We start from the raw sequence: 25,072 nt of genomic DNA, 5'->3' as shown, positions 1-25,072 counted from the left end.
GAGATGGGGCTTACTTTATTTCTTTTCAATTAGCATTGGCAGAATCATTGGTCTTCTTTCAGTCTTTGAATATAGGAAATCTTGAAGATTCTCAATAATTGCCTTTCTAATTTCATTTTCTTTTGGTTGTGGATCTTTCGCCATTTCTGTCTTAAGAACATGGTAGACATGTTTCTGAGCTTGACTAATCAATTCTGTTGATTCACGCATGTAGACAAAACCACGACTCAAAATGTCTGGACCTGCAAGAACGCGTTGGTGTTTGTAGTCAACAGTTGCTACTACTACTACAAGCCCTTCCTCAGCCAAGATTTGGCGGTCACGAACAACGATATTACCAACATCATCGCTACCAGAAGTATCAACAAAGACATCTGGTATATTAATGTGACCAGCAATTCTAGAAGAATCTCTCGTCAAAGCAAGGACATCCCCATTTTTAAGAACAAAAGTATGATCTTTAGGCATACCAGTAGATTGAGCAGTTTCCGTATGAACTACTTGCATTCTATATTCACCATGAACTGGAATGAAGTATTCAGGTTTAGTTAACTCAATCATCATTTTTTGTTCTTCTTGTCCAGCGTGTCCAGAAGTATGGACATTATGAATCTTACCATGAACAACATTAGCACCAGCTTCAGTTAACTTATTAATTAGGTGGTTAACGCTAGTAGTGTTACCTGGAATTGGATTAGAAGAAAAGATGACTGTGTCGCCTGGTTGTAGTGAAATCTGACGGTGAGTTCCATCTGCAATTCTTGAAAGAGCAGCAAGAGGTTCACCTTGAGAACCAGTACATAAGATCATTGCCTTTTCAGGTGGAGTATGGTTAATTTCATTAGCATCAACTAAGGTTCCTTCAGGAATATCTAAGTAGCCAAGATCAATACCATTTTGAACCCCATTTTCCATTGAACGACCAAAGATAGCTACTTTTCTTCCGGTATCAACAGCAGCTTTGATCGCAGTTGATACACGGTAAAGATTGGAAGCAAAAGTGGCAAAAATAATTCTGCCTTTAATTCCAGTAATGATGTCGTGTAATGAATGAGCAACAAATCTTTCTGACTTTGTAAATGTAGGAACCTCTGCATTAGTGGAGTCAGATAAAAGTGCTAAGACGCCTTCTTTTCCGAGTTTAGCCATCTCTTGGAAATCAGGAGCTGGTTGATTCATAACTGGAGTTAAGTCAAATTTAAAGTCTCCAGTAAATAGAACGGCTCCTTCAGGAGTATGAACTGCAATTCCTAGAGTATCAGGAATTGAGTGAGTTGTTCTGAAGAAACTTACTGATAACTTATCAAATTTTAAAACAGTATCTTCATGTTCTTCATGAAGTTCACTAGAGTTTAAAATTCCATGTTCATCAAGTTTTCCTCGAATTAAGGCTAAAGCAAATGGAGTAGCATAGACAGGAATTTCAGGAATTTTCTTTAAAAGGTAAGGAATTCCCCCGATATGGTCTTCATGTCCGTGCGTAACAACTAATGCTTTGATTTTTTTTCTATTCTTAACTAAGTAGGAATAGTCTGAGATAACATAATTAATTCCCATCATATCGTCTTCAGGGAATTTGATACCGCAGTCCATGATGATAATTTCATCTTGGTACTCAACGCAGTACATATTACGGCCGATTTCGCCTAGACCCCCTATAGCGTAAACGCCGACTTCGTTATTCTTTAATTTCAAGGTCGTTAGTTATCCTTAGAATCAAAAGTTGTCAGTTTGAAATCTGGGCTTTGCTTTTCGTAAGCAAGGGAGTTTCCAGTTAATTCTTGGATGAGTTCAATGTTGTAGGGGGTATTATCCTCAACCATAGTTCTTGCTGCAACTACATTATCTGCTTCTAAAAAAAGAGTCTTAGTAGTTTCTCTTCTTGGATTAACGATCTGGTCTTTTTGGTATAAAACTTTGTAGATCATTTCTTATAATCTCCTTATATTTAAAACGTTCAAAAAAACTTCTGCATAAACTTGCAGAAATTCATAGCTATTAAAATTTTATCATAAACTTGCTTTTAAGTATACCAATTTACTTCATATATAGTATGGAAAAAGGCGATAGAACATCTTGCTCTAACGCCTAGTAGAAAATTAAAAGTTTAATTTTAAGAAATTACGATTGTATCTTCTGCTAATTCAAAAGGATTTTGCTTATTGATGCGATCATAGAATAAATGACCATTTAAGTGATCAATTTCGTGGGAAGCAACGATTGCTGGATAGTCTTTTAAGCGAATAGTTTTTTCTTCACCATCTACTGTATAGTAACGAATTTTTAATTTATCAGGACGAGGAACATATCCTTCAATGTCTTTGTCTACACTTAAACAGCCTTCACCTTCAGCAAGACAAGTTCTTCTAACTGATTCAGAAAGAATTTTAGGATTAACAAAAACTTCCTTAAAGATGATTTCACCTTTGTCGTTTGGAACTAAAAGAGCAGCCATTTGAACACTTTCACCAACTTGTGGAGCAGCCAAACCAACACCAGCTCTTAATTGATGCTTTTCAGCAATCTTAGGATCTTGGGAGTTGATTAAGTATTGCATCATGTCGTCAGCTAATTTTTTGTATTCATCGGATAATGGAAAAGTTAAAGGCTTAGCAACTTGTCTTAAAACTGGATTGCCATCGCGCGTAATATCATGCATTAAAATCAAAATTATATCTCCTTAATTAAATAATTTGCTATAAACTATAATAACAATTGAAAGAAAAGACGGCAACGACCGAAGTTTTTGGTATAATATTTTTGTTAAAAATAAACAGTTCACAGCTTGTACTTCCGTTGACGACATTATATTTTTAGAGTAGAATTGTAAAACGAAACTATAGAGATATAAAGCTTCAATAACTGCATTATTATTTTTGCGTAAAAGGGCTGTGACTGGAGTCACAGTTTTTTTATGAAGTTCGGGGAGGAATTTCTTTTGCAAAGAAGAGACGATATTAGAAATATTGCCATTATCGCACACGTTGACCACGGTAAGACTACTTTGGTTAACCAATTGTTAAAACAATCAGATACATTGCCAGAGCACATGAATCTAGAAGATCGTGCTATGGACTCCAATGCTATTGAACGTGAACGTGGTATTACTATCTTATCTAAGAACACTGCTGTTAAGTACGGTGATACTACTATTAACATCTTGGATACACCAGGACACGCTGACTTCGGTGGTGAAGTAGAACGTATCATGCACATGGTTGACGGATGTTTATTGCTTGTTGATGCTTACGAAGGTACTATGCCACAAACTCGTTTTGTGCTTAAGAAGGCTTTGGAAGCTGGTGTTAAGCCAATCGTAGTTATTAATAAGATTGACCGTCCAGGTGCTCGTCCAAAGGAAGTATTGGATGAAGTTCTTGAATTATTCATCGAATTAGGTGCTAGTGATGAACAACTTGATTTCCCAGTTGTTTACGCATCTGCTTTAAACGGTACTTCTTCATACGAATCAGACCCAGCTAAGCAAGAAGAAACAATGGATCCTATTTTTGATACTATTGTTAAGAACATTCCTGCTCCAGTTGATAATTCTGATGAACCATTACAATTCCAAATCACTATGCTTGATTGGGATGACTACGTAGGTCGTATCGGTGTAGGACGTATTTACCGCGGAAAAGTTAAAGTTGGTGACAACATTACTGTTATGAAACGTGACGGTTCAACTCAAAACTTCCGTGTTACTAAATTATTTGGTTACTTCGGTTTGAAGCGTAACGAAATTCAAGAAGCAAAAGCCGGCGATATCATTGCTATTTCTGGTATTAATGATATTTATGTTGGTGAAACTATTGCTTCTGCTGACAAGCCTGAAGCATTACCACTTCTTAAGATTGATCCACCAACTCTTCAAATGGACTTTGTTGCAAACGATTCACCATTTGCTGGTCGTGAAGGTGATCAAGTTACACCTAAGAAACTTGAAGACCGTTTAATTCGTCAAACTCGTACTGATGTTTCTTTAAAGGTTGAACCAACTGACCAATTAAATGCCTGGACTGTTTCTGGTCGTGGTGAATTACACTTGTCAATTTTAGTTGAAGAACTTCGTCGTGAAGGATTCGAATTACAACTTTCACGTCCTAAAGTTATTTACCGTGAAGTTGATGGACAAATGTGTGAACCATTTGAAGCAGTTCAAGTAGATACTCCAGATGCTTATGTAGGTTCTGTTATTGACTCTCTTTCACAAAGAAAAGGTGAAATGAAGAATATGGAATCTACTGGTAACGGCCAAACTAGACTTGAATTCTTAGTACCATCACGTGGTTTGATTGGTTACAACAATGAATTCATGTCCCAAACTGCTGGTTACGGAATTATGAACCATACTTTTGATTCATACAAGCCTGTTGTTAAGAACTGGGAACCAGGTCGTCGTAACGGTGCCTTAGTTTCAATCAATCAAGGTCAATCAACAACTTACTCACTTCAATCAGTTGAACAACGTGGTGAATTATTCATCGGTGCTGGTGTTGAAGTTTACGAAGGTATGATAGTTGGTCAATCATCACGTGAACGTGATATTGCTGTTAACGTAACTAAGGGTAAGAACTTAACTAACACCCGTGCTGCAGGTAAGGACCACTCAGCTTCAATTAAGACTCCTAAGACTATGACTTTGGAAGAAGCTATTGAATTCTTGAACGATGATGAATACTGTGAGGTAACTCCAGAAAGTATTCGTTTACGTAAGAAGATCTTAAACACTAACGAAAGAAAAAAGGCAGATAAGAAACGTAACAAATAGTTTATTTCTTATTTAATTTTTAAAAGTAGCTCAATTTATTGAGCTACTTTTTTTGTTATGCAGAGGTAGTGATATAATAAGAAAGATTATTTAACTAAAGGGGCAGATATATTGTGCGACAAAAACTAAGATACTTAGACTATAGCATCTTGATCCCATATCTTGTTTTGTCAACTATCGGGGTTATTATGGTCTATTCAGCAAGCTCGGACATTTTATTAGTAAATGGTTTTTCACCGAGTGTATATATGAAAAGACAGATTATATATTTCTTGGCAGCATTTATAGCCTTTGGAATTCCTTGTTTTGCTTTAAAATTAAGAGTATTCAAAAACAGAAAATTTGTTATGTCCTACTTAGGAATTTCATTTTTGATGTTAATGTTTTTAATCGTTCTTAAAATTGTTAGTCATGGAAAAGCTGCTGTTAATGGTGCTGTTGGTTGGATTAATTTAGGATTTATTAATATTCAGCCAGTGGAAGTAGCTAAATTATCTCTAGTTCTTTATTTGGCTTTTGTCTTGTCGAGACGAGATGGAAAGTTTGTTCCGGGACAAATTTGGCATAATTTATTTGGGCCAACTGTAATTTCATTCTTGATGATTGGTTTGGTAATTTTAGAGCCTGACTTTGGTGGTTCAGCCATTCTATTTATGATTGTTTTTGTCATGTATAGTGTCTCAGGAATTCCCACAAGATTAGCTGTTTATTGGTTAGTAGGGTTACTACTAGGAATTGTTTTATTGATGGCAATTTTATTGTTTTGGACCCCAGGATTCATCAAAGATTCCTATCAATTTCAGCGCTTGCTCGCTTTTGCCCATCCCTTTAAGCTAGAAAAAACAGGTGGTGCACAGCTGGTAAACTCCTATTATGCAATTCATAATGGTGGTTTGTTTGGTGTTGGATTAGGTAATAGTATGCAAAAGAGAGGCTACTTACCTGAACCATATACTGATTTCATTTTATCTATTACCGCTGAAGAGTTAGGAGTAATTGGCGCCATTGTGATTATTACCTTATTATTCTTTTTAATGTGGCGCATTATGGAAGTAGGAATTCATGCCGATTCACAATTTAATGCTTTAGTTTGTTTCGGGGTTGTAACCATGATTTTTACAGAAACGCTCTTTAATGTAGGAGCAGTTTTAGGATTATTGCCAATTACTGGGGTAACCTTACCATTTATTTCTTATGGGGGATCATCAATGATTGTGCTAACTGCTGCTTTAGGTTTAGTCTTAAATATTTCAGCTGCTGAAAAGAAAGCATTAGTAGAAAGTAGGAGTGTACTTTGAGTTTGGTTTTTAAGGATGAGTCAAATGAAAAAATGACTCCCCGTACGCAGATAATTGTTTGGCTGAATCAAATTAGCGATCAGTATAAGTTGCGTAGATTTGGTAATATTATTTATTTTTCACGTAAAAATAAGTATGTGATTTTATATGTCAGTTCACAATACGCAGCTAAGACAATTGCAGAGCTCAGAAGCAAAAGTTATGTACAGTCTGTGGAAACATCAAAAACTGATGAGCTTGATTTCTCTGCTGAACACGAGGAAAAAATGATGCGGGAACTAAAAGAAGAAGCAGAAAAATTACGAGAAGAAAACGAGGATTTACGAGTTTGAGAATTATTGCAGGAAAATATGCTAAGCGTAATTTGCATACATTGAAGAGTAATGCCACTCGACCAACTAGCGATAAGGTAAAAGGGTCTTTATTTAATTCTTTGGGGCAATTTTTTGATGGCGGTCAAGTACTCGATCTATATGCCGGCAGTGGTGCCTTAGGAATTGAAGCTGTTTCTCGTGGCTATGATGAGGCTGTTTTAGTAGATATTAGTTGTCAGGCATGCCAGGTTATCAAAAAAAATGTTGAACTCACCAAGGAAGAAGAAAGATTCAGAGTCTTAAAGTGTAGTGATAATCGCGCAATTAAAATTTTGCAGGATGAGGGTAAGAAATTTGATCTTATTTTTCTTGACCCACCTTATGCTAAACAAAAAATTGTAAAGATTATGACGAAATTGCTTGAGAATAACCTATTAAATGAGAAGGCGCTTGTTGTAGCGGAGACAGATGAACATGATGAATTACCAGAGGTTTCTGGCTTTTCAATTATTAAGGATCATCAGTTAGGACGAACAAAGGTAAAGGTTTACGAAAGAGATTAAAATGATAAAGGCGATTTTTCCCGGAAGTTTTGACCCAATAACTAATGGACATGTTGAGGTGATTGAAGGTGCATCTCATATGTTTGAAAAATTATATGTAGTAATTATGACCAATACTAGTAAAAAGTATCTTTTTAATGAAAAAGAACGTTTAGAATTGGCGAGAAAAGTTTTTGAAAACAACGAAAAAGTTGAAGTTATTGCTCGACCAGCTGAGTTGACCGTGGAAGTAGCACATGAACTTGGTGCAGGCGCAATTGTTCGTGGATTGCGAAATACAGCCGATTTTAACTACGAGCGTGATATAGCTGGAATCAACAAGACCTTAGATCCAGATTTAAATACAGTTTTATTGTTTACTCGCCCAGAAGATAGCTTTATTTCTTCTAGTATGATTAAAGAAACTGTATTTTTTGGTGGGGATGTTTCAACCTTAGTTCCAAAACCAGTCGCAGCTGCATTGGAAGAAAAATTGAGGAATAGAAATAATGAAAAAAAATAGAAAATTAAAGTTTTGGCTGCTAGGAATAGCAGCATTTTTAATAGCAGTTGTATTTTGTCTGTGGCCAACGCAATATTATATTGAAGCTCCTGGTGAAGCTTTTCAGATTAGTAAATATGTAAAAAGTACTAGAAAGGCTAATCCTAATTTTTATTTGGTAACTGTAAGCGAACGACCGGCGGTAATGATTGATTATTTGACAAGTTTTTTGAGGCCAGCAGATAGTCGCTACTCAAAGGATGAATTAATGGGAACATCGACTAGTGCAGAATATAACCAAATGCAGCAGTATTACATGGAAACTAGTCAAAATAATGCTATTTACTATGCGGCTAAGAAGGCAAATGTTCCGCATCGTCAAGAGTTCTTAGGCGTTTACGTAATGGAAATAATGAGTAATTCAACTTTTAAAAATAAGTTGAAGGTAGGAGACGTATTAGTTAGCGTAAATAGTAAGAAATTCAATTCTAGTCAAGAATTAATTAAATATGTTTCTTCTTTAAAGAAGAGTAAGGTAAGAATTGAAGTTATTAGAGGAAAAAAACACCTAACTTTCTCCGGTGAAACGGTAAAACTTTCTGGAACTAACCGTTACGGAATCGGTATTCAACTTGTAGATCATACGCGGGTAGTAACAAAGCCTGCAGTAAAAATTGATGCGGAAGATATTGGCGGCCCTTCAGCTGGATTAATGTTTACGCTCGAATGTTATCAATTATTTACCGGAAAAAAACTTAGTTCTAAAAAGATAGCAGGGACTGGGACGATTGATGATCAAGGAAAAGTAGGAATGATTGGCGGCGTTGATAAGAAAGTAATAGCAGCTAGTCGACAGGGAATGAAAGTCTTCTTTGCTCCAACTGATCAACCATCGGGAGTTAAAAAGAGTGAAACGAACTATGCAGAAGCGGTAAAAACTGCTAAGAAAATTCATACTAAAATGAAGATTGTACCCGTAGCTCGATTTGAAGATGCACTAAATTATTTAGAAAAATAAGAAAAAGCAGCAAAAAAATTGCTGCTTTTTTTCGTAATAAATAATGAGGTGATAAAAATGGATTTTGAAAAAATAAAAGACTTCATCTTAGGAAAGAAAGGACTAGTAATTGGAATTATTGCGACGATTTTAATTGGTGGATATTTTATTCAAAAAAATAATCAGCCGGTAGTTAATAATAATCAAGTTTTAAGTGAAAATAATAAGAACCAATCAACAGATTTTTCTAAAAATAAAAGTAATAATACTCCTTCTGCTACTGGCGTTAATAGTCCATCTAAACAAAATATTGTAACTGTAGATATTGCTGGAGCTGTTAAACATAGTGGAGTTTATACCTTAAAAAATGGGGCACGCTTAAATGATTTATTAAAAGTATGTGGCGGCTTAACCGATAAGGCAGAGACAAGAGCAATAAATCGAGCAGCTCTTTTAAAAGATCAAGATCAAATTTATGTCCCCCACATTGGTGAAAAAATAGAGAATGTACCAGCAGTCGGAAATACAACAACTACTAACTCATCTGCTTCAGATTCTGCTAGTTCAAATTCTGAGCAGGTCCATTTAAATTCTGCAACAGTTGAAGATTTACAAAAATTAAACGGAGTGGGTCAGAAGAAAGCAGAACAAATTATTGCGTATCGCGATCAAAATGGAGGTTTCAAACAAATTGAAGATTTAACTAAAGTGACAGGAATTGGTGAAAAGACTTTTGAAAAGCTTAAAGATCAATTGGCTCTCTAGTTTTTATGCTCCCGGATTCTATTTATTACTTAGTTTGGGATGTATTTCAGTTACTTTTCTAATTTTGCAAGCTACTTCTTTTGCTCAAAGAGTTGTAGCTGTAATTTTTTTGCTTTTTTTCTGCTTCTTGCTCGTTTATAAATTTCCTCAGTATCGACAATTACTGGTTTTGTTTTTAGGAATAATATCTCTTATAACTTTACTTAATCAGCAAACAAGTGAAACGAAAATTGGAGAACCAATTCAAATATATAGTGATCAGGTGAAGGTGAGTGACCAATTTTTCTATGGGGAGGGAAGAATTGGAAAGAATAAAGTTTTAATTAGTGGAAGTATAAACAAGTCACTTGAAAAAGAATTAAATCGCTTTGGGGGATGTTATTTAGTAAACTACAAGGCAAAAGTAGAACAAATTATGCCAGCAACTAACCCAGGTGAATTTGACTACCAAAAGTATTATCGTAGTAAAAAAATAAGGGAGAGAGTGAAACTTGAAAGCTATGAGCTTTATCCTAAGAAAATTACTATTTTTGATTGGATCCATATTTTACGTAAGTGGCTGATCGATTATTTTGAAAAAATGCCCCAGTTTACAAGATTTTTTGCCAGTGAAATGGTTCTAGCACAAAATCCTAGTCCAGAAAATAAGGTTTTACTCAATAGTTATCGTGACTTAGGAATTATCCATTTGTTAAGTATCTCTGGGCTACACGTAAGTTTATATATTCTAGGGATCATGTGGCTTGGAACAATTATGAAAAGAACAGAAGAAGAATTAACGATTTTTTGTGTTCTTTTTTTAATAATTGAAATCTTACTTTCTAATTTTCAGGCTGGTTTTGTGCGAGCAAGTTTAAGCTACTTTTGGAATGTATTCTTTAAAAGAAAAAAGATTATGATTAGTAGCGGAGATAAATTAGGAATAGTAGCGTTAACTCATCTCCTATTTAATCCGCTATTATTTTTAAATAGTGGGGCGATTTTAAGTTATTTGTTAGTCTTTGGATTAGAAATAAGCAAAGATTTTAAAAAAATTAAACAAAATATAGTTCTCAATTTATTAATTACGCCAATTCTATTACATAATTTTTATCGGATTAACTTTCTAACTATCATTTATAATTTCTTGATTGTTCCAATTTTTAATTTTATTCTTTTGCCTTTAACCTTTATTGTGATTTTTATATTTTGGTGTTTACCAGATATTGTCAGAATAAGTGAACCAATTTTTAAAGTCATTGCGGACTTAACTAATTTTATTGCTGATAAGCAGGTGGGATTAATAACTTTTGGGCAAATAAATTGGTTTCAAACTATATTTTTATTGGCTGTGACTTTGTTTTTGATTATTATTCCTAAGAATAAAGTAAAGAAATTAAAATTAAGAGTAATTTTGCTTGGGGCATATACTAGCTTATTCTGTTTGATTCATTTTCCACTTAAGGGACAAGTTTCTTTTATTGACGTAGGACAAGGAGATAGCATTTTAATTACGACCCCCTTAAATAGAAAAACATACTTAATAGATACGGGCGGAAAGCTAAATTTTGGAAAAAGAAAAAGTGAGCCGCAGTTAAATCGGATCACTATACCATTTTTATATGCACAGGGAATTGATCATCTTGATGGAGTCTTTTTAAGTCATCAGGATGCAGATCATATCGGTGATTTAAAAGCTTTACTGGATCAAATTCCAGTAAAGCATCTATATTTTGCTAGAGGTTTGACTGATAATCAGTCTTTTATGAAGAAAATAAGTAATCATTTAAATGATGTGCAACTGATGCCACTTCTTGCAGGCGATAAAGTTAGAGAGAGCGGGATCGACTTTGATGTGCTTTATCCTTTTAAAGCGGGCTTAGGTAAGAATGAAGATTCTTTATCTATAACTTTTAAGTTAGCAAATAAACGTTGGCTTTTTACTGGAGACTTGGGCAGAGAAGGAGAAAAAGAGATACAAAATCATTATAATTTCCAAGTTGATTACTTTAAATTAGGCCATCATGGTAGTAAAACTTCTACCGATCCAGATTTTTTAAAGCAGTTAAATCCATGCCTAGTCTTTATTTCTTCAGGACGCAATAATCGTTTTGGACATCCCCATCAAGAAACTTTAAAAACATTGAAAGACTTAGGTATTCCATATTTAAATACGCAAGATAGTGGTACAATTACTTGGAATTACTCACCATTTCAAGGTGATAAGATTACGACTTTTTATAAAGGAAATACAAAATGACATTAATCTCTCTTTTTAAACAGACTAATCCTAAGAATGCTAATCTTTTGATTCAAGGACCAGATTCATTTTTTAATGATTATTTGGTTCGCAACTACTTCAATCAAAAATCTTTTTCTGAACTTGATCAAGTGATTGTAGACTGCCTTGAAGATGGACTTGATGAATTAATGGCAACTTTAACCGAGTCTTCTTTATTCAGTAACCAGAAAGTTGTGGTTGTGAAGAATCCTTTCTTTTTAATGGCTAAAGTACCACAAAAGTTTAAAAAACAAGTTGAAAAATTAACTAAAATCATTGAACATTTGAGTGATTTAGAAGATGTAGTTGTTTTTGTGGCTAATTATGAAAAAATCGATCGTAGAAAAAAGATTAGTAAACTTTTGCTTGAACATGTTAATGTAGTTGAAACTACGTTTAAGCCCTATGAGGTTAGTGGAATAATTAAGGCCATAAGTAAAGAAGAAGGATATCAAATTACGAATATGGCGCTTCAAATATTGATCCAAAGAAGTGACCAAGTTCTAGATGTCTCTTTAAGTAACTATGTAAAATTAAAAAATATTGTTGGTGAAGATAAAAGGATCACGGAAACACTAATTAATGAAAATATTGATCGTTCTCTTTCAGAAAATATTTTTGAAATATTAACAGCTGCTTTTGATAAAAAATATCAAGAGGCTACTCAACGTTTAGAGGATCATTTACGAGAAGGGGCAAGTGCAATTCAGCTACTAGCTATTTTTGAATCTCAACTTGAATTTTTGACTTGTGTTAAAGTTTTGCAGAATAGACGGTGGAGTAAAGATCAAATTACTAAAGAGTTAAAAGTGAATCCGTATCGAGTAAAATTAGCCCTTGAAAATAAAGTCTCATTAAGTAAATTAACAGTGTTGTTAAAGCAGGCGATTGAACTTGATTTTGGCTACAAAAACGGAACTTATCATGGGGATGAGTTTTTGAAGCTCTTTCTATTAAAAATTTAGACAACAAAAAAGCTCGGAGGAAAACTCCGAGCTTTTATTTTGCCTAATATCAGGTGTCAAGTAAATAATTACTTGTTAGCAGCCTTCTTAGATAAGCGTGACTTATCACGGTTAGCTTTGTTCTTAGAAATAAGACCTTTAGAAGCAGCCTTATCTAAAGCACGTGCAGCTTTAACTTCTAAATCGAGGACATCTTTTGCGTCATTTTCAACAGCTTCGTTGAATTTTCTTACAGCAGTTCTCAATTTACTTAATTCAGCAGCGTTGCGCTTGTTAGCAGTAGCATTAGTCTTAACACGTTTAATTGCTGATTTAATTTGTGGCATCAAAATCACCTCGATAAAATAGATTTACTCGTTAATTATACTTAATACAAGCCGTTGGTGCAAGGTAATTTGGACTTGCTTTTTTAAAAACTTCCATGTAATATTAATATCTGTTGGAACCATTGACGCTGTTTTCCCGCCGCCGACGGTTAACGTTGTTAATGGCAATTATTTAAAAGAGAGGTATTTTTCTAATGGCTATTTCAAAAGAAAAGAAAGATGAATTAATCAAAGAATACGCACGTCACGATGGCGATACTGGTTCTCCAGAAGTTCAAATTGCACTTTTAACTAGTGATATCAACAACTTGAACGACCACTTAAAGGCTAACAAGCAAGACCACCACTCATACGTTGGTTTGCTTAAGAAGATTGGTCACCGTCGTAACTTACTTCGTTACTTGAAGAACAAAGATATTCAACGTTACCGTGAATTAATCAACAAGTTAGGTTTACGTCGTTAATTCTAATAATTCATAAACCTCAGCTACTCTTTATCTTAAAGAGTAGCTTTTTTGTTCCTTTCAAATTCATACTATTATATGGTAAAATTAATTAGATTAACTTCGTTTTGATCATTAAGATCCATAAATAATTTAAGTAAATATAGAAAGAAGCAAAAAAATGTCACAAAAGATTAAGATAATGATCTTGGGTGGCGCACGTGAAAATGGTAAAAACATGTACGCTGTTCAAGTAGAAGACGAAATTTTTATTATGGATGCAGGTTTGAAGTATCCTGATTCATCTTTATTAGGAATTGACGTTGTTATTCCTGACCTACAATTTTTCCAAGATTATGCCGATAAAATTGCCGGTATCTTTTTAACTCATGGTCATGCTGATTCAATCGGTGCTCTACCATATATTTTAAGAGATCACGATATTCCAGTTTTCGGTTCAAAATTAACTATTGAATTGGCTAAGATTGCTGTTCAACGTGAAAATAGACGTCGTAAAAATGACTTATTCCATGTTATTGACGCTGATACAGAAATTGAATTTAAAAATGCAAATGTCTCTTTCTTCAAGACTACGCACTCAATCCCAGATTCTTTAGGAATTGATATTTCTACTAAAGAAGGAGAAATTGTTTATACTGGTGACTTTAAGTTTGATCCATCAGCTAAAAAGGGTTATCGAACTGACTTTGTTCGTTTATCTGAAATTGCCCAAAAGGGCGTCCTCGCACTTCTTAGTGACTCCACTAATGCTGAAGCAAACTTCCCAAATGATCGTCAGACTAGTATTGAAAAATATATTTACAATATTTTTGAGAATTATGATGGTCGAATCATTGCTGCAGCAAAAGCATCAAATATCGTCCGTGTTCAAGAGATTTTCCAAGCAGCGGCTGCCACTGGAAGACATGTTTTCTTGACAGGTAGAGATGCTGGTAAGATTGTCTATACAGCAATGAAATTAGGTTACTTAAACGTACCTAAAGGATTACTTGTTCACAGTAAGGACTTAAAGAAGATTCCTGACAATGAATTAGTAATCTTAGAAACTGGTCGGATGGGTGAACCACTTAAGTCGCTTCAAAAGATGGCAACTAACCGTCACCGTATGATTAAGATTAAGAAGGGTGATTTAGTTTTCATTGCTACCACTCCTTCACACTCAGTTGAAACTATGGTTGCCCAAACTAGTGATATGATTTATCGTGCTGGCGGAACAGTTAAAGAACTCGGTAGAGATAAGCATACAAGTGGACATGCCACTGGCCGTGACTTACAAATGTTAATTGATACACTTAAGCCTAAGTTCTTAATTCCAGTTATTGGTGAATACCGTCTTCTTGAGATCCATAAAGATTTAGCCATTGAAGCAGGTATGAATAAGAAGGATATTTTCTTACCACATAATGGGGATGCATACGCTCTAGAAAAGGGACGTTTCTATCGTACAGATGCTGTTCCTGGTGAAGATATCATGATTGACGGTTCTGGTGTCGGTGATGTTGGAAACATCGTTTTAAGAGATCGGGAAGTTCTATCTGATGACGGTGTCTTCATTGCTGCAGTTACTATTGATAGAAAGAAAAAGAAGATCATCTCAGAACCACGTGTTTCAACTAGAGGATTTGTATACATTAAGGCTAACCATGCCTTGATGAATGGCGCTGCTGATGTAATTAAAGAAGCAGTAAACAATAACTTTGAACACAAGAAATTTGATTGGACTGAATTAAAGCAAGATGTTCGTAATGATGTTGAAAAATATCTTTACAAGCAAACAGGACGTCGTCCAGTTGTTTTACCAGTCGTAATGGAAGTTAACCAAAATAGACACCGTGCAATGGCTAGACGAAACAATCAAGAAAATAATTCTGAGAAACGTCCAGTTAGAAAAAATCATCATAAAAAAGATTCAGAACAAAAGAAGGCAAAAGCTTAATGTCACATGCAAGTCAAGATAACTTTCTTCTTTTAGCAAAAGAGGCTAAAAAGCACAATGATTTACCGCAAGCTAAGCAATATTTACTTGAAGCTTTACGGTTAGGTCATGATTCAGATATTGTTTGTGAACTATGTGAAATATATTTAAGCCAAGAGAAGGGAGATCAGGCATATTCTTTGATTAAGGAAGAGCCTGACCTTTTTTCTAATCAAAGAGTATATGATACTTATCTTAAAATTTTAGCTTTTCAGCATTATGCAATTGAAGCGGCTGAGCTTGAGTACTTACTGCAAAAAAAGCTACCAGTAAAAATTGAACCGGTTAGTCAAATTAAGCAGTTAGAAATAATGAAAAATTTTAAACAGCTTAAATATATTCAAGAAAAAGATTATTTACTTTTATATTGCTTAAGTACAGAAAACTTTACTAATTTGGCAAAAAGTATTTTAATGGATCCATCTCCTAATTTTGCTTTGCGTTTATCCTTATGTGAAGATTTAATAAAACTTGGATACAGCGAAAAAGTTCAAGTTTACATTTTAGGAGAATTAAAAGAATTTATTCCTAAAGAAACGGACTTACTTGAAAAAAGTCCAATTTATCGTGAAGTTTGTGTTAGCTTAGCGGATTACTTTAGACAGGATCCAAGCAAACTGCCAATAATGATTGGTGAGATGAATGTTTGTTTAGGGATGCTATATCCGCGTTTAAATGATTATATTAGAGATCCGGATCAATTTGCTCATGATTTTAGAAATTATCTTGAGCAAAAGAAGGGCAGAGCTAATCAGAAACTTTTAAATAAAATATATGAATATTTGGCATATGAAAAAGCAACAAATTCTGATTTTTAGTGCCGATATTGAGCAAAAAAGGTTTACATTTTCTGTGGATCTAGTATAATCAATAAAGGATATTTTCAAAGGGGTACGAGCTAGGCTTTTACCTTTGAAAGTAGTATAATAATCAACAGAGAATTATCCGTTACTTACTCAACGGACTTCTTGCAAATTTACAGGAGGGTCATATTAATGGCAGAAAAAGAACATTACGAAAGAACTAAGCCGCACGTTAACATTGGTACTATCGGCCACGTTGACCATGGTAAGACCACTTTAACTGCAGCTATTACTACTGTGTTGGCAGAAGACGGTTTGGCACAAGCTGAAGATTACTCACAAATCGATGCTGCTCCAGAAGAAAAGGAACGTGGTATTACTATTAATACCGCTCACGTAGAATACGAAACTAAGAATCGTCACTACGCTCACATGGATGCTCCAGGTCACGCTGACTACATCAAGAACATGATTACTGGTGCTGCACAAATGGATGGTGCTATCTTGGTTGTTGCTGCAACTGATGGTCCTATGCCACAAACTCGTGAACACATCTTACTTGCTCGTCAAGTTGGTGTTCAATACATCGTTGTATTCTTAAACAAGGTTGACTTAGTTGACGATCCAGAATTGATCGACTTAGTTGAAATGGAAGTACGTGACTTGTTATCAGAATACGATTACCCTGGTGACGATGTTCCTGTTATCCGTGGTTCAGCTTTGAAGGCACTTGAAGGTGACCCAGAACAACAAGACGTTATCAGAAAATTAATGGAAACTGTTGACGAATACATCCCAACTCCAGAACGTGATACTGACAAGCCATTCTTAATGCCAGTTGAAGACGTATTTACTATCACTGGTCGTGGTACTGTTGCTTCTGGTCGTATCGACCGTGGTACTGTTAAGGTCGGCGATGAAGTTGAAATCGTTGGTTTAACTGACAAGATTGAAAAGTCAACTGTTACTGGTTTGGAAATGTTCCACAAGACTCTTGACCTTGGTGAAGCCGGCGATAACGTTGGTGTATTGCTTCGTGGTATCGACCGTGATCAAGTTGAACGTGGTCAAGTTTTAGCTGCACCTGGTTCAATTCAAACCCACAAGAACTTCAAGGGTCAAGTTTATATCTTGAACAAAGATGAAGGTGGTCGTCACACTCCATTCTTCTCAGATTACCGTCCACAATTCTACTTCCACACTACTGACGTAACTGGTAAGATTGAATTGCCAGAAGGTACTGAAATGGTTATGCCTGGTGATAACGTTGAATTCACTGTTGAATTGATCAAGCCAGTTGCCATTGAAAAGGGTACTAAGTTTACTATCCGTGAAGGTGGTAAGACTGTTGGTGCTGGTCAAGTTACTGAAATCCTTGACTAATTCCAAACTTTCTTAAAAAAGATGTATCTTAGGATACATCTTTTTTTTATACAAAAATTAACAAATTTCTCTCTGGATTTGTGTTTTAGCAAGGTTTAGGGTAAGATAGTTAAGTGTGCAATAGCAAACCCAAATTTGACATCGGAGGTATTTAATTAATGTCTGTAAAATGGGAAAAGACCGGTAAAACATCCGGTGAATTAACTTTTGAAATCTCACAAGAAGAAGTAAAAAAGGGCTTAGATCAAGCTTTCAAACGTGTTAAGAAGAACTTACGTGTACCTGGTTTCCGTAAAGGTCACGTTTCTCGTGTTGTTTTTGATCAATTTTACGGTGAAGAAGCTCTTTACGAAGATGCTTTAAACATCGTTTTACCAGAAGCTTACACTGCTGCTGTTAAAGAAGCTGGTATTGCCCCAGTTGGCCAACCACAAATTACTCCAGTTTCAATGGATAAGAACAAGCCTTGGGTAATGAAGGCTACTGTTTCTGTTAAGCCAGAAGTTAAGTTAGGTGACTACAAGGGTATTGAAGTTCCTAAGCAAAACACTCGCGTTTTAGTTAAGGACGTAGATGCAGAATTAAGCAAGCGCCGCGAACAAAATGCTGAATTAGTATTGAAGGACGGTAAGGCTGCTAAGGGCGATACTGTTACTATCGACTACACTGGTACTATTGATGGTAAGCCATTTGATGGTGGTAGTGCACAAAACTACTCATTAGAATTAGGTTCTGGTACTTTCATTCCTGGTTTTGAAGATCAACTTATTGGTCACAAAGCTGGCGATGATGTAGATGTTGTTGTAACCTTCCCAGAAGATTACGGTGCAAAAGACTTAGCTGGTAAAGAAGCACACTTTGCTACTAAGATTCATGAAGTGAAATCTAAAGAATTACCTAAGTTAGATGACGAGTTTGCTAAAGACGTTGATGATTCAGTAGAATCACTTGATGAATTAAAAGATAAGATTAAGAAAGACTTGAAGAAGCACAAGGAAGACGACGCAAAAGACGCTATCCAAGATGCTGCAATCAAGGGTGCAGTTGAAAATGCAACCATTGATGAAGTTCCTCAAGCAATGATCGATGAAGATGTTCAAAACCAATTGAACCAATACTTAGGCAACATGCAACGTCAAGGTATTGACCCACAAACTTACTTCAAGTTAACTGGTACTACAGAAGCTCAATTGCGTGAACAATTAGCTAAGGGTGCTGCAGAACGTGTTAAGACTAACCTTGTTTTGGAAGCAATCGTTGCTAAAGAAAAACTTGACGCAACTGCTGATGAAATTAAGCAAGAAATCAAGGACTTAGCACACGACTACAACATGGACGAAAAAGTTGTTCGTCGTAGCTTGAGTGATGATATGCTTAAGCATGATATTGCTATTAGAAAAGCTATTGATTTAGTAGCTGACAAGGCAAAGCAAGTTGCTAAGAAAGCTACTAAGAAATCAACTGCTAAGAAGTCAACCAAAGAAGACGACAAAAAGGCTGATAAATAATAGTTGATAACTAGTTTAAGAAAAGGGCGGCTATGACAGTCGCTTTTTTCTTTACTATTAATTAATAAGACAATTTTCTTTACTCTGTTAAAGTGAACTGCTAAGCTTATTTTGACATAAAGTAAGTGAAAAGGAGGATGGCTGATGGCTAACGAAATTACTGAGCAAGAAGAAGTAAAATGTTCTTTTTGCGGTAAACCACAGTCACAAGTTAAAAAAATTGTGGCTGGAAATGGAGTCTACATTTGTAATGAATGTATCGATCTTTCCAAGAAAATTATTGATGATGAATTAAAAGCAGATTCCATTAAAGAAACTAAAGATTTACCTAAGCCAATGGAAATTAAAAAGCAATTGGATGAGTACGTAATTGGTCAAGATCGTGCCAAGAAGGTACTTTCCGTCGCTGTTTACAACCACTACAAACGTATCAGTCAAATGGATATTGATAGCACTGGAACTGAGTTGCAAAAATCAAATATTGCTTTGATTGGACCAACTGGTTCGGGTAAAACTTATTTAGCCCAAACTTTAGCTAAAATTTTGAATGTTCCATTTGCTATTGCGGACGCTACTACTTTGACTGAAGCCGGTTATGTTGGTGAAGATGTAGAAAATATTTTGCTCAAATTGTTGCAAAATGCCGACTATGATTTAGAGCGTGCACAACGCGGAATTATTTATATTGACGAAATTGATAAGATTTCTAAAAAAGCAGAAAATGTTTCAATTACGCGTGATGTTTCCGGTGAAGGTGTACAACAATCACTACTTAAGATTTTAGAAGGAACTATTGCTTCTGTTCCTCCTCAAGGTGGACGTAAACATCCTCAACAACAAATGATTAAGATTGATACTACTAATATCTTATTCATTGTCGGTGGTGCTTTTGATGGTATTGAAAATATCGTTAAAAACCGTCTTGGTAAGAAAACAATTGGTTTTGGCGCAGAAAATGGTCTTAATCAAGTAGATGCAGATGACTGGCAAAAGAATCTTACGACTGGAGATTTAGTTAAGTTCGGTTTAATTCCTGAATTTATTGGACGTATTCCAATTATTACTACTCTTGATAAGTTGAGTACTGAGGACTTAATTAGAATTTTAACTGAACCAAAGAATGCTTTAGTAAAGCAATACAAGAAGTTATTGTCACTTGACGATGTAGATCTTGAATTTACTGATGGAGCACTTCAAGCTATTGCGGATATGGCTATTAGTCGTCATATGGGTGCACGTGGCTTACGTTCTATTGTTGAAAATTCATTAATGGATGTAATGTATCTCACACCAAGTGATGATAACATCAAAGAAGTCCAAATTACTAAGGATGTTATTACTAAGCATGCAGAGCCTAAGATTACCTATAAAGAGGACAATGCTGAAGAGACGAGTGAGGCGACTAAATAATGAAAGTCGTAGATGCTGAATTTGTCATTAGTGCTGTTTCTGAAAAACAGTATCCAAAAGATGATTTACCAGAATTTGCCTTGGCTGGCCGTTCCAATGTTGGTAAATCTAGTTTGATTAATACAATTGTTAATCGCCGTAAACTAGCCCGTACATCCCAACAACCCGGTAAGACTCAAACTCTTAATTTTTATAAGGTTAATAATGAGTTGTATTTGGTTGACGTACCAGGTTATGGCTATGCAAAAGTTTCTAAAAAGCAAAGAGCTGCTTTTGGTGAAATGATTCAAGATTATCTTGAAACGCGTGCTGATTTAAAGGGATTAATTCTTTTAGTTGATGCACGTCACAATCCAACTGCTGATGATATCAATATGTTTAATTATGCTCTCTGTCTCGATATTCCAATCTTGGTGGTAGCAACGAAGATGGATAAGTTGAAAAAGATGGAGGCAAGTCAGATTAAGCAAAAAATCGGCAAGAGTTTGGATCTGTCACAAGAAAATGTATCTTTCTTACCATTCTCTAGTGTTTCTAAATTAAATGTAGATAAATTCTGGGATTGGGTCGAAGATAAGATGTAATTTAAAAAAATTGCATAATTTACTGATTAAATTCATCTATCTTTGATATAATTAGATACGTTGAAAATATTGAACTAATAATGTTTCAACAACCTTTGAAAAAGAAGAATACCGGTTGGAGCTGACAAGCTCTAGTCGGTATTTTTTCTTGCCTAAATAAATGTATTAGCTTTAGAATTAAAATATACACTTTAAAGAAATAAGGGAAAGAAATGACTAAAAAAATCTTATTTATTTGTCATGGTAATATTTGTCGTTCACCTATGGCTGAATTTATTACTAAAAAGATTGTTAAAGATCTAGGTAAAGAAAATGAATATGAAATTGCGTCTGCTGCTACAACCGAAGATGCAATTATTAGTGGGATCGGCCATGATATTGATGTGCGTTCTCAAAGAGTAATGAATGAGCATGGAATTCCTTTTAACCATCGTCAGGCCAGAAAAATGGTTAAGAGCGACTATGAGAAATATGACTACATTATCGGGATGGATGAAGAAAACTTCTTTGATATGAATCATATTTCAGCAGGAGACCCGGAAAGAAAAGAATATAAACTTTTATCCTTTGTTGGGTCGATGATGGATGTTGATGATCCGTGGTATACTGGCGACTTTGAAGCAGCATATCAAGATATTTATCGAGGCTGTGAAGCTCTTATTAAGAAAATCGAGATGTCTGATAAGTAATGCAAGTTTTACCAATCTTCCTGGTTATTTTAGCGATAGTCGTATCAGGATATATTTTTACTTCTAAACATCGTTTTTATTTTCTGAGAGCGATTATTCTGTTTTTAGTATTGTTACTGCTAAGTACAATTAATTTCTCAATCTTCTTTGGATTTGCGGCTCTCTTTATTGACCGAATTCATGATATGGAACTAGGGAATCTCTTCTTGCTCCTAGCAGCTTTGGTAATTTTATCAGGTCTTCTACTATATGAAGGCTTAAAGAGATTTAATAAATATCATCCAATTTCAGAAATAACTCTAACTTTAATTGAATATTGTATTCAATGGGCATTGATTTATGTTACAGTTTATCAATCGATCTTCAATAACATTGCTAAGATCCATACAATTACTAAAATGATAAAAACAGTTCGTATCCTCAATCCGGATTTACTAGTAGTAATCATTTTGCCATCGTTTATTTCAATTTGGATTGCGGTTGTTTTATTGAAGAAATATCAACACGATTTATAAAAGATAGTCTTATGGTAAGACTATCTTTTTATTATATTAAGACTAAATTTTTGTCATTCTGCCTTTAAGCTCATACAATAAAAAGTGAAAGCGGATTATATATGAAAGAAGGCTGTAATTATGACAGTTCCAACATTTGATCGTGAAAAAGAAGCTATTATGAAAGACGTTCGTGAAATGATTCACCGTAATCGTGACAATGGCTTTATTTTAGAAGAATTACAAAATAAATACGGTAAAGACTTTTCTGATGATGATTTGAAGGCTTTGATTAAAGAAGCTACTAAATAACCGGAAAGTAGGCATACTATGAGAATGAGTTTTTGGATGGATTATGCATCTCCATTTTGTTATATTGCTTTTCATAAGCTAACTGAGGCAGTTAAGGTAGTAGGAATTGATCAAAACAAGTTAGATTATAACTTTCGCGCTTTTCAAATTGATCCAACTGCTGCGGAAAATCCAACTCAAACGCGAGGAGAGAAGTTGATGCAGAAAGATGGTTTAACCCAAAAGCAACTTCATGAAAGATTTCAAAATATTACTGAACAAGCTAGAGATGCTGGCTTAACAATTAATTATGCAAATACACTTCCAGTCAATACGATGAAGGCATTGCGTTTAACTAAATGGGCTAATGATACACAGAGTAATAAAAAGACAGCCCAGTTAATTAACGCAATCTTTAAAGCTTATTTTGTTGAAAATCAAAATATTGCTGATAACGACGTCTTAGTAAAATTGGCAAAAGACGCTGGGTTGGATGACTCATCTGCAAAGAAAATTCTTACTAGTGAAGAATATAAGGACGTAGTTATCGAAGATGAAAATGACTTAGCCAATCGAAATGCGGATGCAGTGCCATACTTTGAAATTGGCCATTATCATGATGAAGGTGTGCCTACTAAAGAAGCTTTAATTGAAGCAATTAACAATTTAATATATCAGAAGGTAAAATAAGCTCTATTACTAAATTTCTTCTATTCAAAGTGTAATTTCGCATAAAAAGTGAAATTACACCTTTTTTATTCAAGATTAAATAGGTTCTAAAGTTGAAATTTAATGGTAGGATAAGAATGGAAGAAAAGGAGACATATTTATGAAGAAAATATTATTAATGAGTGTGATTGCTCTCAGCTTAGTAGGAGCAAGCGGCTGTTCAAATAACTCTAATTCAACTAATAATAGTAGCGCTAAGAGTTCAAAGACTACTCAAAAGAAGCACTGGGATAAGAAAAAAGATCAAAAACTAGCTAAGGAAATGGATAAGTACGGTAAAAAGAAGAGCCAAACCTATACTAAATATGATGGTAAAAACAAGCTTTCTACTTCAGCAAATCGTGTTTACCCAGATGCCTTTAAAAAAGATACTTTTAAGTTAAATGGTAAAAAGATAAGCATTGGCTGGAGTCCACAAGGCGAACATCATTATGATTATGACGTCTTGGCTATCTATAATCATGACTTAACTAAAGATGGACAACATAAGACTTTTCTCTTTTGCTGGCACAAGCAAAAACCAATTGTTTTGGTAGATGAGTCTGGTAAGGGAAACGTTGTTAACTTACATGTCAGTCAAGACAAGTCATTAAATGGTAGCTTTTCAAACATTATGTATGGTGAAAATATCTAACTTAAGGTCTGCTTCTTTGCAGACTTTTTGTTTCTAAAAATAAATATCCGTATAATAGATGAAAAGTGAGATGATTGGAATAGGTAGGGTATAAAAATGTTAAGTAATAAAATGAAAGAACTGCTTGATAAGGTGTATGAAACACCAAATACAATGGACCTGGCAGTGGTAGTACAGACACCGGACTTTGAAGAAACTTTTATTAGTGATAATTTACGCCGCTCTTATCAACCAGCGCGAGCTGAGGGGATTGTTTTTAGGTTAATTGGGACTTTCGTTCAAAGACTTGATCTAGATTATTATGAGTTCATTGATGTATTAAAGGGCGATTTAGAAAGTGACCTATTTAAAGTACATGCGATGAGAAAGCTCAAGCGCCCTAGTCAAGAGATTACTGATGATAAGCTTAAGCAACTAGAAACCCGAGTAGAAGATATCATTGATTTAGCTGAAGAACTAGCTAGTGAAAAAGAGATTGGTGACTATGTCTTGGTCGTTAATTATACTGACCAGTTAGGGGATGTTTTCTTCCATGATACTAGTGATCAAAATATGTCGACTTATCATGATATTCAAGTGATGCTCATGGAATATGCAAACCGCAATATTCTTAATCCTTTAGCTCTAATAAAAGATTTAGAAAACAAGCGTCCTAGTGAAGCTAAATTACTCAATAAAGCTGCTTTTGAAGATCGAAATATTGATGGCTTCAATGTAGAAGACTTTTGGCAAATATATCGGGCTCCTTATCAGGGTGGCCAATTTGATTTAGAGAATCCTGAAGGTTATCGCTTTGAAAAAGAACTAATTAAATATAGTAGAAACTTGCAACATTTAGATTTGACGTACTTTCTTCTATTTGTGAGAACAGACCGCTATGTTTATGTACTAACGCCATCCTTTAAGACAGAAGATGATTTAGTAGAAGCACTAGCTGGATATTTAACTAGTCTAGAAGTAAATATGGACTTTACTGATGAAAAGTTTAAAGAAATTAGCGATATGATGCTTGAGAGAAAGTCTTATCTTGATTTAGCTCATGGAAAGGATTCTGCGTATGCAATTGACTTACCAGTGAAACGAGAGGTGACTGATGGTCAAGAAATTCGAAAAGAAATTAATGACATTTTCAGTGAGCTAGTAACTTATCAAAATATGGATACAGTCCGTGATTTTTACATGTTTGCAAATATTAAAGACAATAATTTCACTGGTGGGATGATGAAAGACAATAATTTGACGAGTTACTTACTAAACTTCGTTGAATTATTAGCTTACCTTACTCATATGTATCCAAATCTAGCACCAAAGAAAATAATTGACTTAGTTGCAACTAAAGAAGACTTAAAACGTAAGCGAAAATAGTTG

At 34.8% G+C, this 25,072-nt stretch carries 26 protein-coding genes; 22 read left to right on the top strand and 4 right to left on the bottom strand.

Annotated elements, in window-relative coordinates; genetic code table 11:
- Positions 1–15: 15 nt before the first annotated feature.
- From rnjA to def, 3 genes are all read right to left on the bottom strand, one after another.
- Positions 16–1,695 (bottom strand): ribonuclease J1, encoded by a 1,680-nt coding sequence (gene rnjA, locus H0I41_RS05720; protein WP_011161856.1) that lies wholly within the window; start codon positions 1,693–1,695, stop codon positions 16–18.
- A 5-nt stretch (positions 1,696–1,700) separates the two neighbouring features.
- Positions 1,701–1,928 carry a DNA-dependent RNA polymerase subunit epsilon gene (locus H0I41_RS05715; RefSeq protein WP_004894289.1) on the bottom strand — a complete coding sequence of 76 codons (228 nt, stop codon included), beginning with the start codon at positions 1,926–1,928 and terminating at the stop codon, positions 1,701–1,703.
- Between the two features lie 185 nt (positions 1,929–2,113).
- Entirely contained in the window at positions 2,114–2,668 is a 555-nt protein-coding gene (gene def / locus H0I41_RS05710; protein ID WP_004894291.1) for a peptide deformylase, read from the bottom strand.
- A 246-nt stretch (positions 2,669–2,914) separates the two neighbouring features.
- Between def and typA the strand changes: the two genes are divergently transcribed.
- From typA to holA, 9 genes are all read left to right on the top strand, one after another.
- Positions 2,915–4,771 carry a translational GTPase TypA gene (gene typA / locus H0I41_RS05705; protein WP_012846345.1) on the top strand — a complete coding sequence of 619 codons (1,857 nt, stop codon included), beginning with the start codon at positions 2,915–2,917 and terminating at the stop codon, positions 4,769–4,771.
- A gap of 113 nt (positions 4,772–4,884) precedes the next feature.
- Positions 4,885–6,069 carry an FtsW/RodA/SpoVE family cell cycle protein gene (locus H0I41_RS05700; RefSeq protein ID WP_011161858.1) on the top strand — a complete coding sequence of 395 codons (1,185 nt, stop codon included), beginning with the start codon at positions 4,885–4,887 and terminating at the stop codon, positions 6,067–6,069.
- A complete protein-coding gene (locus H0I41_RS05695) occupies positions 6,066–6,401 on the top strand; it encodes a YlbG family protein (RefSeq protein ID WP_012846343.1) in 336 nt (111 codons plus the stop codon). Before H0I41_RS05700 ends, H0I41_RS05695 begins: the two co-directional genes overlap by 4 nt.
- Positions 6,398–6,946: a 16S rRNA (guanine(966)-N(2))-methyltransferase RsmD gene (gene rsmD, locus H0I41_RS05690; protein ID WP_135014354.1), complete on the top strand. Its 549-nt coding sequence runs from the start codon at positions 6,398–6,400 to the stop codon at positions 6,944–6,946. The genes H0I41_RS05695 and rsmD overlap by 4 nt, the downstream gene beginning before the upstream one ends.
- Position 6,947: 1 nt before the next feature.
- A complete protein-coding gene (coaD, locus tag H0I41_RS05685) occupies positions 6,948–7,448 on the top strand; it encodes a pantetheine-phosphate adenylyltransferase (RefSeq protein WP_004897556.1) in 501 nt (166 codons plus the stop codon).
- Positions 7,435–8,445 carry a SepM family pheromone-processing serine protease gene (locus tag H0I41_RS05680; RefSeq protein WP_135014355.1) on the top strand — a complete coding sequence of 337 codons (1,011 nt, stop codon included), beginning with the start codon at positions 7,435–7,437 and terminating at the stop codon, positions 8,443–8,445. The genes coaD and H0I41_RS05680 overlap by 14 nt, the downstream gene beginning before the upstream one ends.
- Positions 8,446–8,502: 57 nt before the next feature.
- Positions 8,503–9,189: a helix-hairpin-helix domain-containing protein gene (locus tag H0I41_RS05675; protein WP_182094504.1), complete on the top strand. Its 687-nt coding sequence runs from the start codon at positions 8,503–8,505 to the stop codon at positions 9,187–9,189.
- Complete coding sequence (locus H0I41_RS05670; RefSeq protein ID WP_182094501.1) at positions 9,146–11,428, top strand: DNA internalization-related competence protein ComEC/Rec2; 2,283 nt, start codon at positions 9,146–9,148, stop codon at positions 11,426–11,428. The genes H0I41_RS05675 and H0I41_RS05670 overlap by 44 nt, the downstream gene beginning before the upstream one ends.
- The gene (holA, locus tag H0I41_RS05665) at positions 11,425–12,414 is read left to right on the top strand and encodes a DNA polymerase III subunit delta (protein WP_135014358.1); all 990 of its coding nucleotides are present in this window, start codon (positions 11,425–11,427) and stop codon (positions 12,412–12,414) included. Before H0I41_RS05670 ends, holA begins: the two co-directional genes overlap by 4 nt.
- Before the next feature lie 68 nt (positions 12,415–12,482).
- On the opposite strand, the gene rpsT is transcribed toward holA, so the two are convergent.
- Positions 12,483–12,740, bottom strand: a complete 258-nt coding sequence (gene rpsT, locus H0I41_RS05660) for a 30S ribosomal protein S20 (protein ID WP_011161866.1) — start codon at positions 12,738–12,740, stop codon at positions 12,483–12,485.
- 194 nt (positions 12,741–12,934) lie between these two features.
- Between rpsT and rpsO the strand changes: the two genes are divergently transcribed.
- The 13 genes from rpsO (at position 12,935) to H0I41_RS05595 (ending at position 25,069) form a co-directional block, all read left to right on the top strand.
- The gene (gene rpsO / locus H0I41_RS05655; protein ID WP_004894315.1) at positions 12,935–13,204 is read left to right on the top strand and encodes a 30S ribosomal protein S15; all 270 of its coding nucleotides are present in this window, start codon (positions 12,935–12,937) and stop codon (positions 13,202–13,204) included.
- Positions 13,205–13,364: 160 nt separating this feature from the next.
- Positions 13,365–15,140: a ribonuclease J gene (locus H0I41_RS05650; protein ID WP_011161867.1), complete on the top strand. Its 1,776-nt coding sequence runs from the start codon at positions 13,365–13,367 to the stop codon at positions 15,138–15,140.
- Positions 15,140–15,997: a hypothetical protein gene (locus tag H0I41_RS05645; RefSeq protein WP_135014359.1), complete on the top strand. Its 858-nt coding sequence runs from the start codon at positions 15,140–15,142 to the stop codon at positions 15,995–15,997. Before H0I41_RS05650 ends, H0I41_RS05645 begins: the two co-directional genes overlap by 1 nt.
- 177 nt (positions 15,998–16,174) lie before the next feature.
- Positions 16,175–17,365, top strand: coding sequence for an elongation factor Tu (tuf, locus tag H0I41_RS05640; protein ID WP_004894320.1), 1,191 nt, complete (start codon positions 16,175–16,177; stop codon positions 17,363–17,365).
- Between the two features lie 158 nt (positions 17,366–17,523).
- Positions 17,524–18,873 carry a trigger factor gene (gene tig, locus H0I41_RS05635; protein ID WP_135014360.1) on the top strand — a complete coding sequence of 450 codons (1,350 nt, stop codon included), beginning with the start codon at positions 17,524–17,526 and terminating at the stop codon, positions 18,871–18,873.
- A gap of 144 nt (positions 18,874–19,017) precedes the next feature.
- The gene (clpX, locus tag H0I41_RS05630) at positions 19,018–20,283 is read left to right on the top strand and encodes an ATP-dependent Clp protease ATP-binding subunit ClpX (RefSeq protein WP_135014361.1); all 1,266 of its coding nucleotides are present in this window, start codon (positions 19,018–19,020) and stop codon (positions 20,281–20,283) included.
- Positions 20,283–20,867, top strand: a complete 585-nt coding sequence (gene yihA / locus H0I41_RS05625; protein WP_053106966.1) for a ribosome biogenesis GTP-binding protein YihA/YsxC — start codon at positions 20,283–20,285, stop codon at positions 20,865–20,867. Before clpX ends, yihA begins: the two co-directional genes overlap by 1 nt.
- A 212-nt stretch (positions 20,868–21,079) precedes the next feature.
- Positions 21,080–21,556: a low molecular weight protein-tyrosine-phosphatase gene (locus tag H0I41_RS05620; protein WP_069168538.1), complete on the top strand. Its 477-nt coding sequence runs from the start codon at positions 21,080–21,082 to the stop codon at positions 21,554–21,556.
- On the top strand, positions 21,556–22,071 hold the full coding sequence (locus H0I41_RS05615) for an SA1002 family membrane protein (RefSeq protein ID WP_011161871.1): 516 nt from the start codon (positions 21,556–21,558) through the stop codon (positions 22,069–22,071). Before H0I41_RS05620 ends, H0I41_RS05615 begins: the two co-directional genes overlap by 1 nt.
- Positions 22,072–22,191: 120 nt before the next feature.
- On the top strand, positions 22,192–22,362 hold the full coding sequence (locus tag H0I41_RS05610; RefSeq protein ID WP_164084810.1) for a hypothetical protein: 171 nt from the start codon (positions 22,192–22,194) through the stop codon (positions 22,360–22,362).
- 18 nt (positions 22,363–22,380) lie between these two features.
- Positions 22,381–23,031: a DsbA family oxidoreductase gene (locus tag H0I41_RS05605; protein ID WP_135014362.1), complete on the top strand. Its 651-nt coding sequence runs from the start codon at positions 22,381–22,383 to the stop codon at positions 23,029–23,031.
- A gap of 139 nt (positions 23,032–23,170) precedes the next feature.
- Positions 23,171–23,704 carry a DUF4767 domain-containing protein gene (locus tag H0I41_RS05600; RefSeq protein WP_011161873.1) on the top strand — a complete coding sequence of 178 codons (534 nt, stop codon included), beginning with the start codon at positions 23,171–23,173 and terminating at the stop codon, positions 23,702–23,704.
- Positions 23,705–23,800: 96 nt separating this feature from the next.
- Positions 23,801–25,069, top strand: coding sequence for a hypothetical protein (locus tag H0I41_RS05595; protein WP_135014363.1), 1,269 nt, complete (start codon positions 23,801–23,803; stop codon positions 25,067–25,069).
- Positions 25,070–25,072: the final 3 nt, after the last annotated feature.

The organism is Lactobacillus johnsonii (assembly GCF_014058685.1).
Classification (GTDB): domain Bacteria; phylum Bacillota; class Bacilli; order Lactobacillales; family Lactobacillaceae; genus Lactobacillus.
The sequence above is the reverse complement of the archived record's forward strand: the minus strand, read 5'-3'. Positions and strand labels throughout refer to the sequence as shown.

Coding starts and splice junctions, on each gene's coding strand:
- typA (WP_012846345.1), top strand. CDS start 2,915: ATGAAGTTCGGGGAGGAATTTCTTTTGCAAAGAAGAGACGATATTAGA.
- H0I41_RS05600 (WP_011161873.1), top strand. CDS start 23,171: ATGAAGAAAATATTATTAATGAGTGTGATTGCTCTCAGCTTAGTAGGA.
- H0I41_RS05605 (WP_135014362.1), top strand. CDS start 22,381: ATGAGAATGAGTTTTTGGATGGATTATGCATCTCCATTTTGTTATATT.
- yihA (WP_053106966.1), top strand. CDS start 20,283: ATGAAAGTCGTAGATGCTGAATTTGTCATTAGTGCTGTTTCTGAAAAA.
- clpX (WP_135014361.1), top strand. CDS start 19,018: ATGGCTAACGAAATTACTGAGCAAGAAGAAGTAAAATGTTCTTTTTGC.
- H0I41_RS05715 (WP_004894289.1), bottom strand. CDS start 1,928: ATGATCTACAAAGTTTTATACCAAAAAGACCAGATCGTTAATCCAAGA.
- holA (WP_135014358.1), top strand. CDS start 11,425: ATGACATTAATCTCTCTTTTTAAACAGACTAATCCTAAGAATGCTAAT.
- tig (WP_135014360.1), top strand. CDS start 17,524: ATGTCTGTAAAATGGGAAAAGACCGGTAAAACATCCGGTGAATTAACT.
- H0I41_RS05675 (WP_182094504.1), top strand. CDS start 8,503: ATGGATTTTGAAAAAATAAAAGACTTCATCTTAGGAAAGAAAGGACTA.
- rpsT (WP_011161866.1), bottom strand. CDS start 12,740: ATGCCACAAATTAAATCAGCAATTAAACGTGTTAAGACTAATGCTACT.
- H0I41_RS05595 (WP_135014363.1), top strand. CDS start 23,801: ATGTTAAGTAATAAAATGAAAGAACTGCTTGATAAGGTGTATGAAACA.
- H0I41_RS05615 (WP_011161871.1), top strand. CDS start 21,556: ATGCAAGTTTTACCAATCTTCCTGGTTATTTTAGCGATAGTCGTATCA.
- H0I41_RS05610 (WP_164084810.1), top strand. CDS start 22,192: ATGACAGTTCCAACATTTGATCGTGAAAAAGAAGCTATTATGAAAGAC.
- H0I41_RS05645 (WP_135014359.1), top strand. CDS start 15,140: ATGTCACATGCAAGTCAAGATAACTTTCTTCTTTTAGCAAAAGAGGCT.
- tuf (WP_004894320.1), top strand. CDS start 16,175: ATGGCAGAAAAAGAACATTACGAAAGAACTAAGCCGCACGTTAACATT.
- H0I41_RS05620 (WP_069168538.1), top strand. CDS start 21,080: ATGACTAAAAAAATCTTATTTATTTGTCATGGTAATATTTGTCGTTCA.
- H0I41_RS05650 (WP_011161867.1), top strand. CDS start 13,365: ATGTCACAAAAGATTAAGATAATGATCTTGGGTGGCGCACGTGAAAAT.
- rpsO (WP_004894315.1), top strand. CDS start 12,935: ATGGCTATTTCAAAAGAAAAGAAAGATGAATTAATCAAAGAATACGCA.
- coaD (WP_004897556.1), top strand. CDS start 6,948: ATGATAAAGGCGATTTTTCCCGGAAGTTTTGACCCAATAACTAATGGA.
- H0I41_RS05680 (WP_135014355.1), top strand. CDS start 7,435: ATGAAAAAAAATAGAAAATTAAAGTTTTGGCTGCTAGGAATAGCAGCA.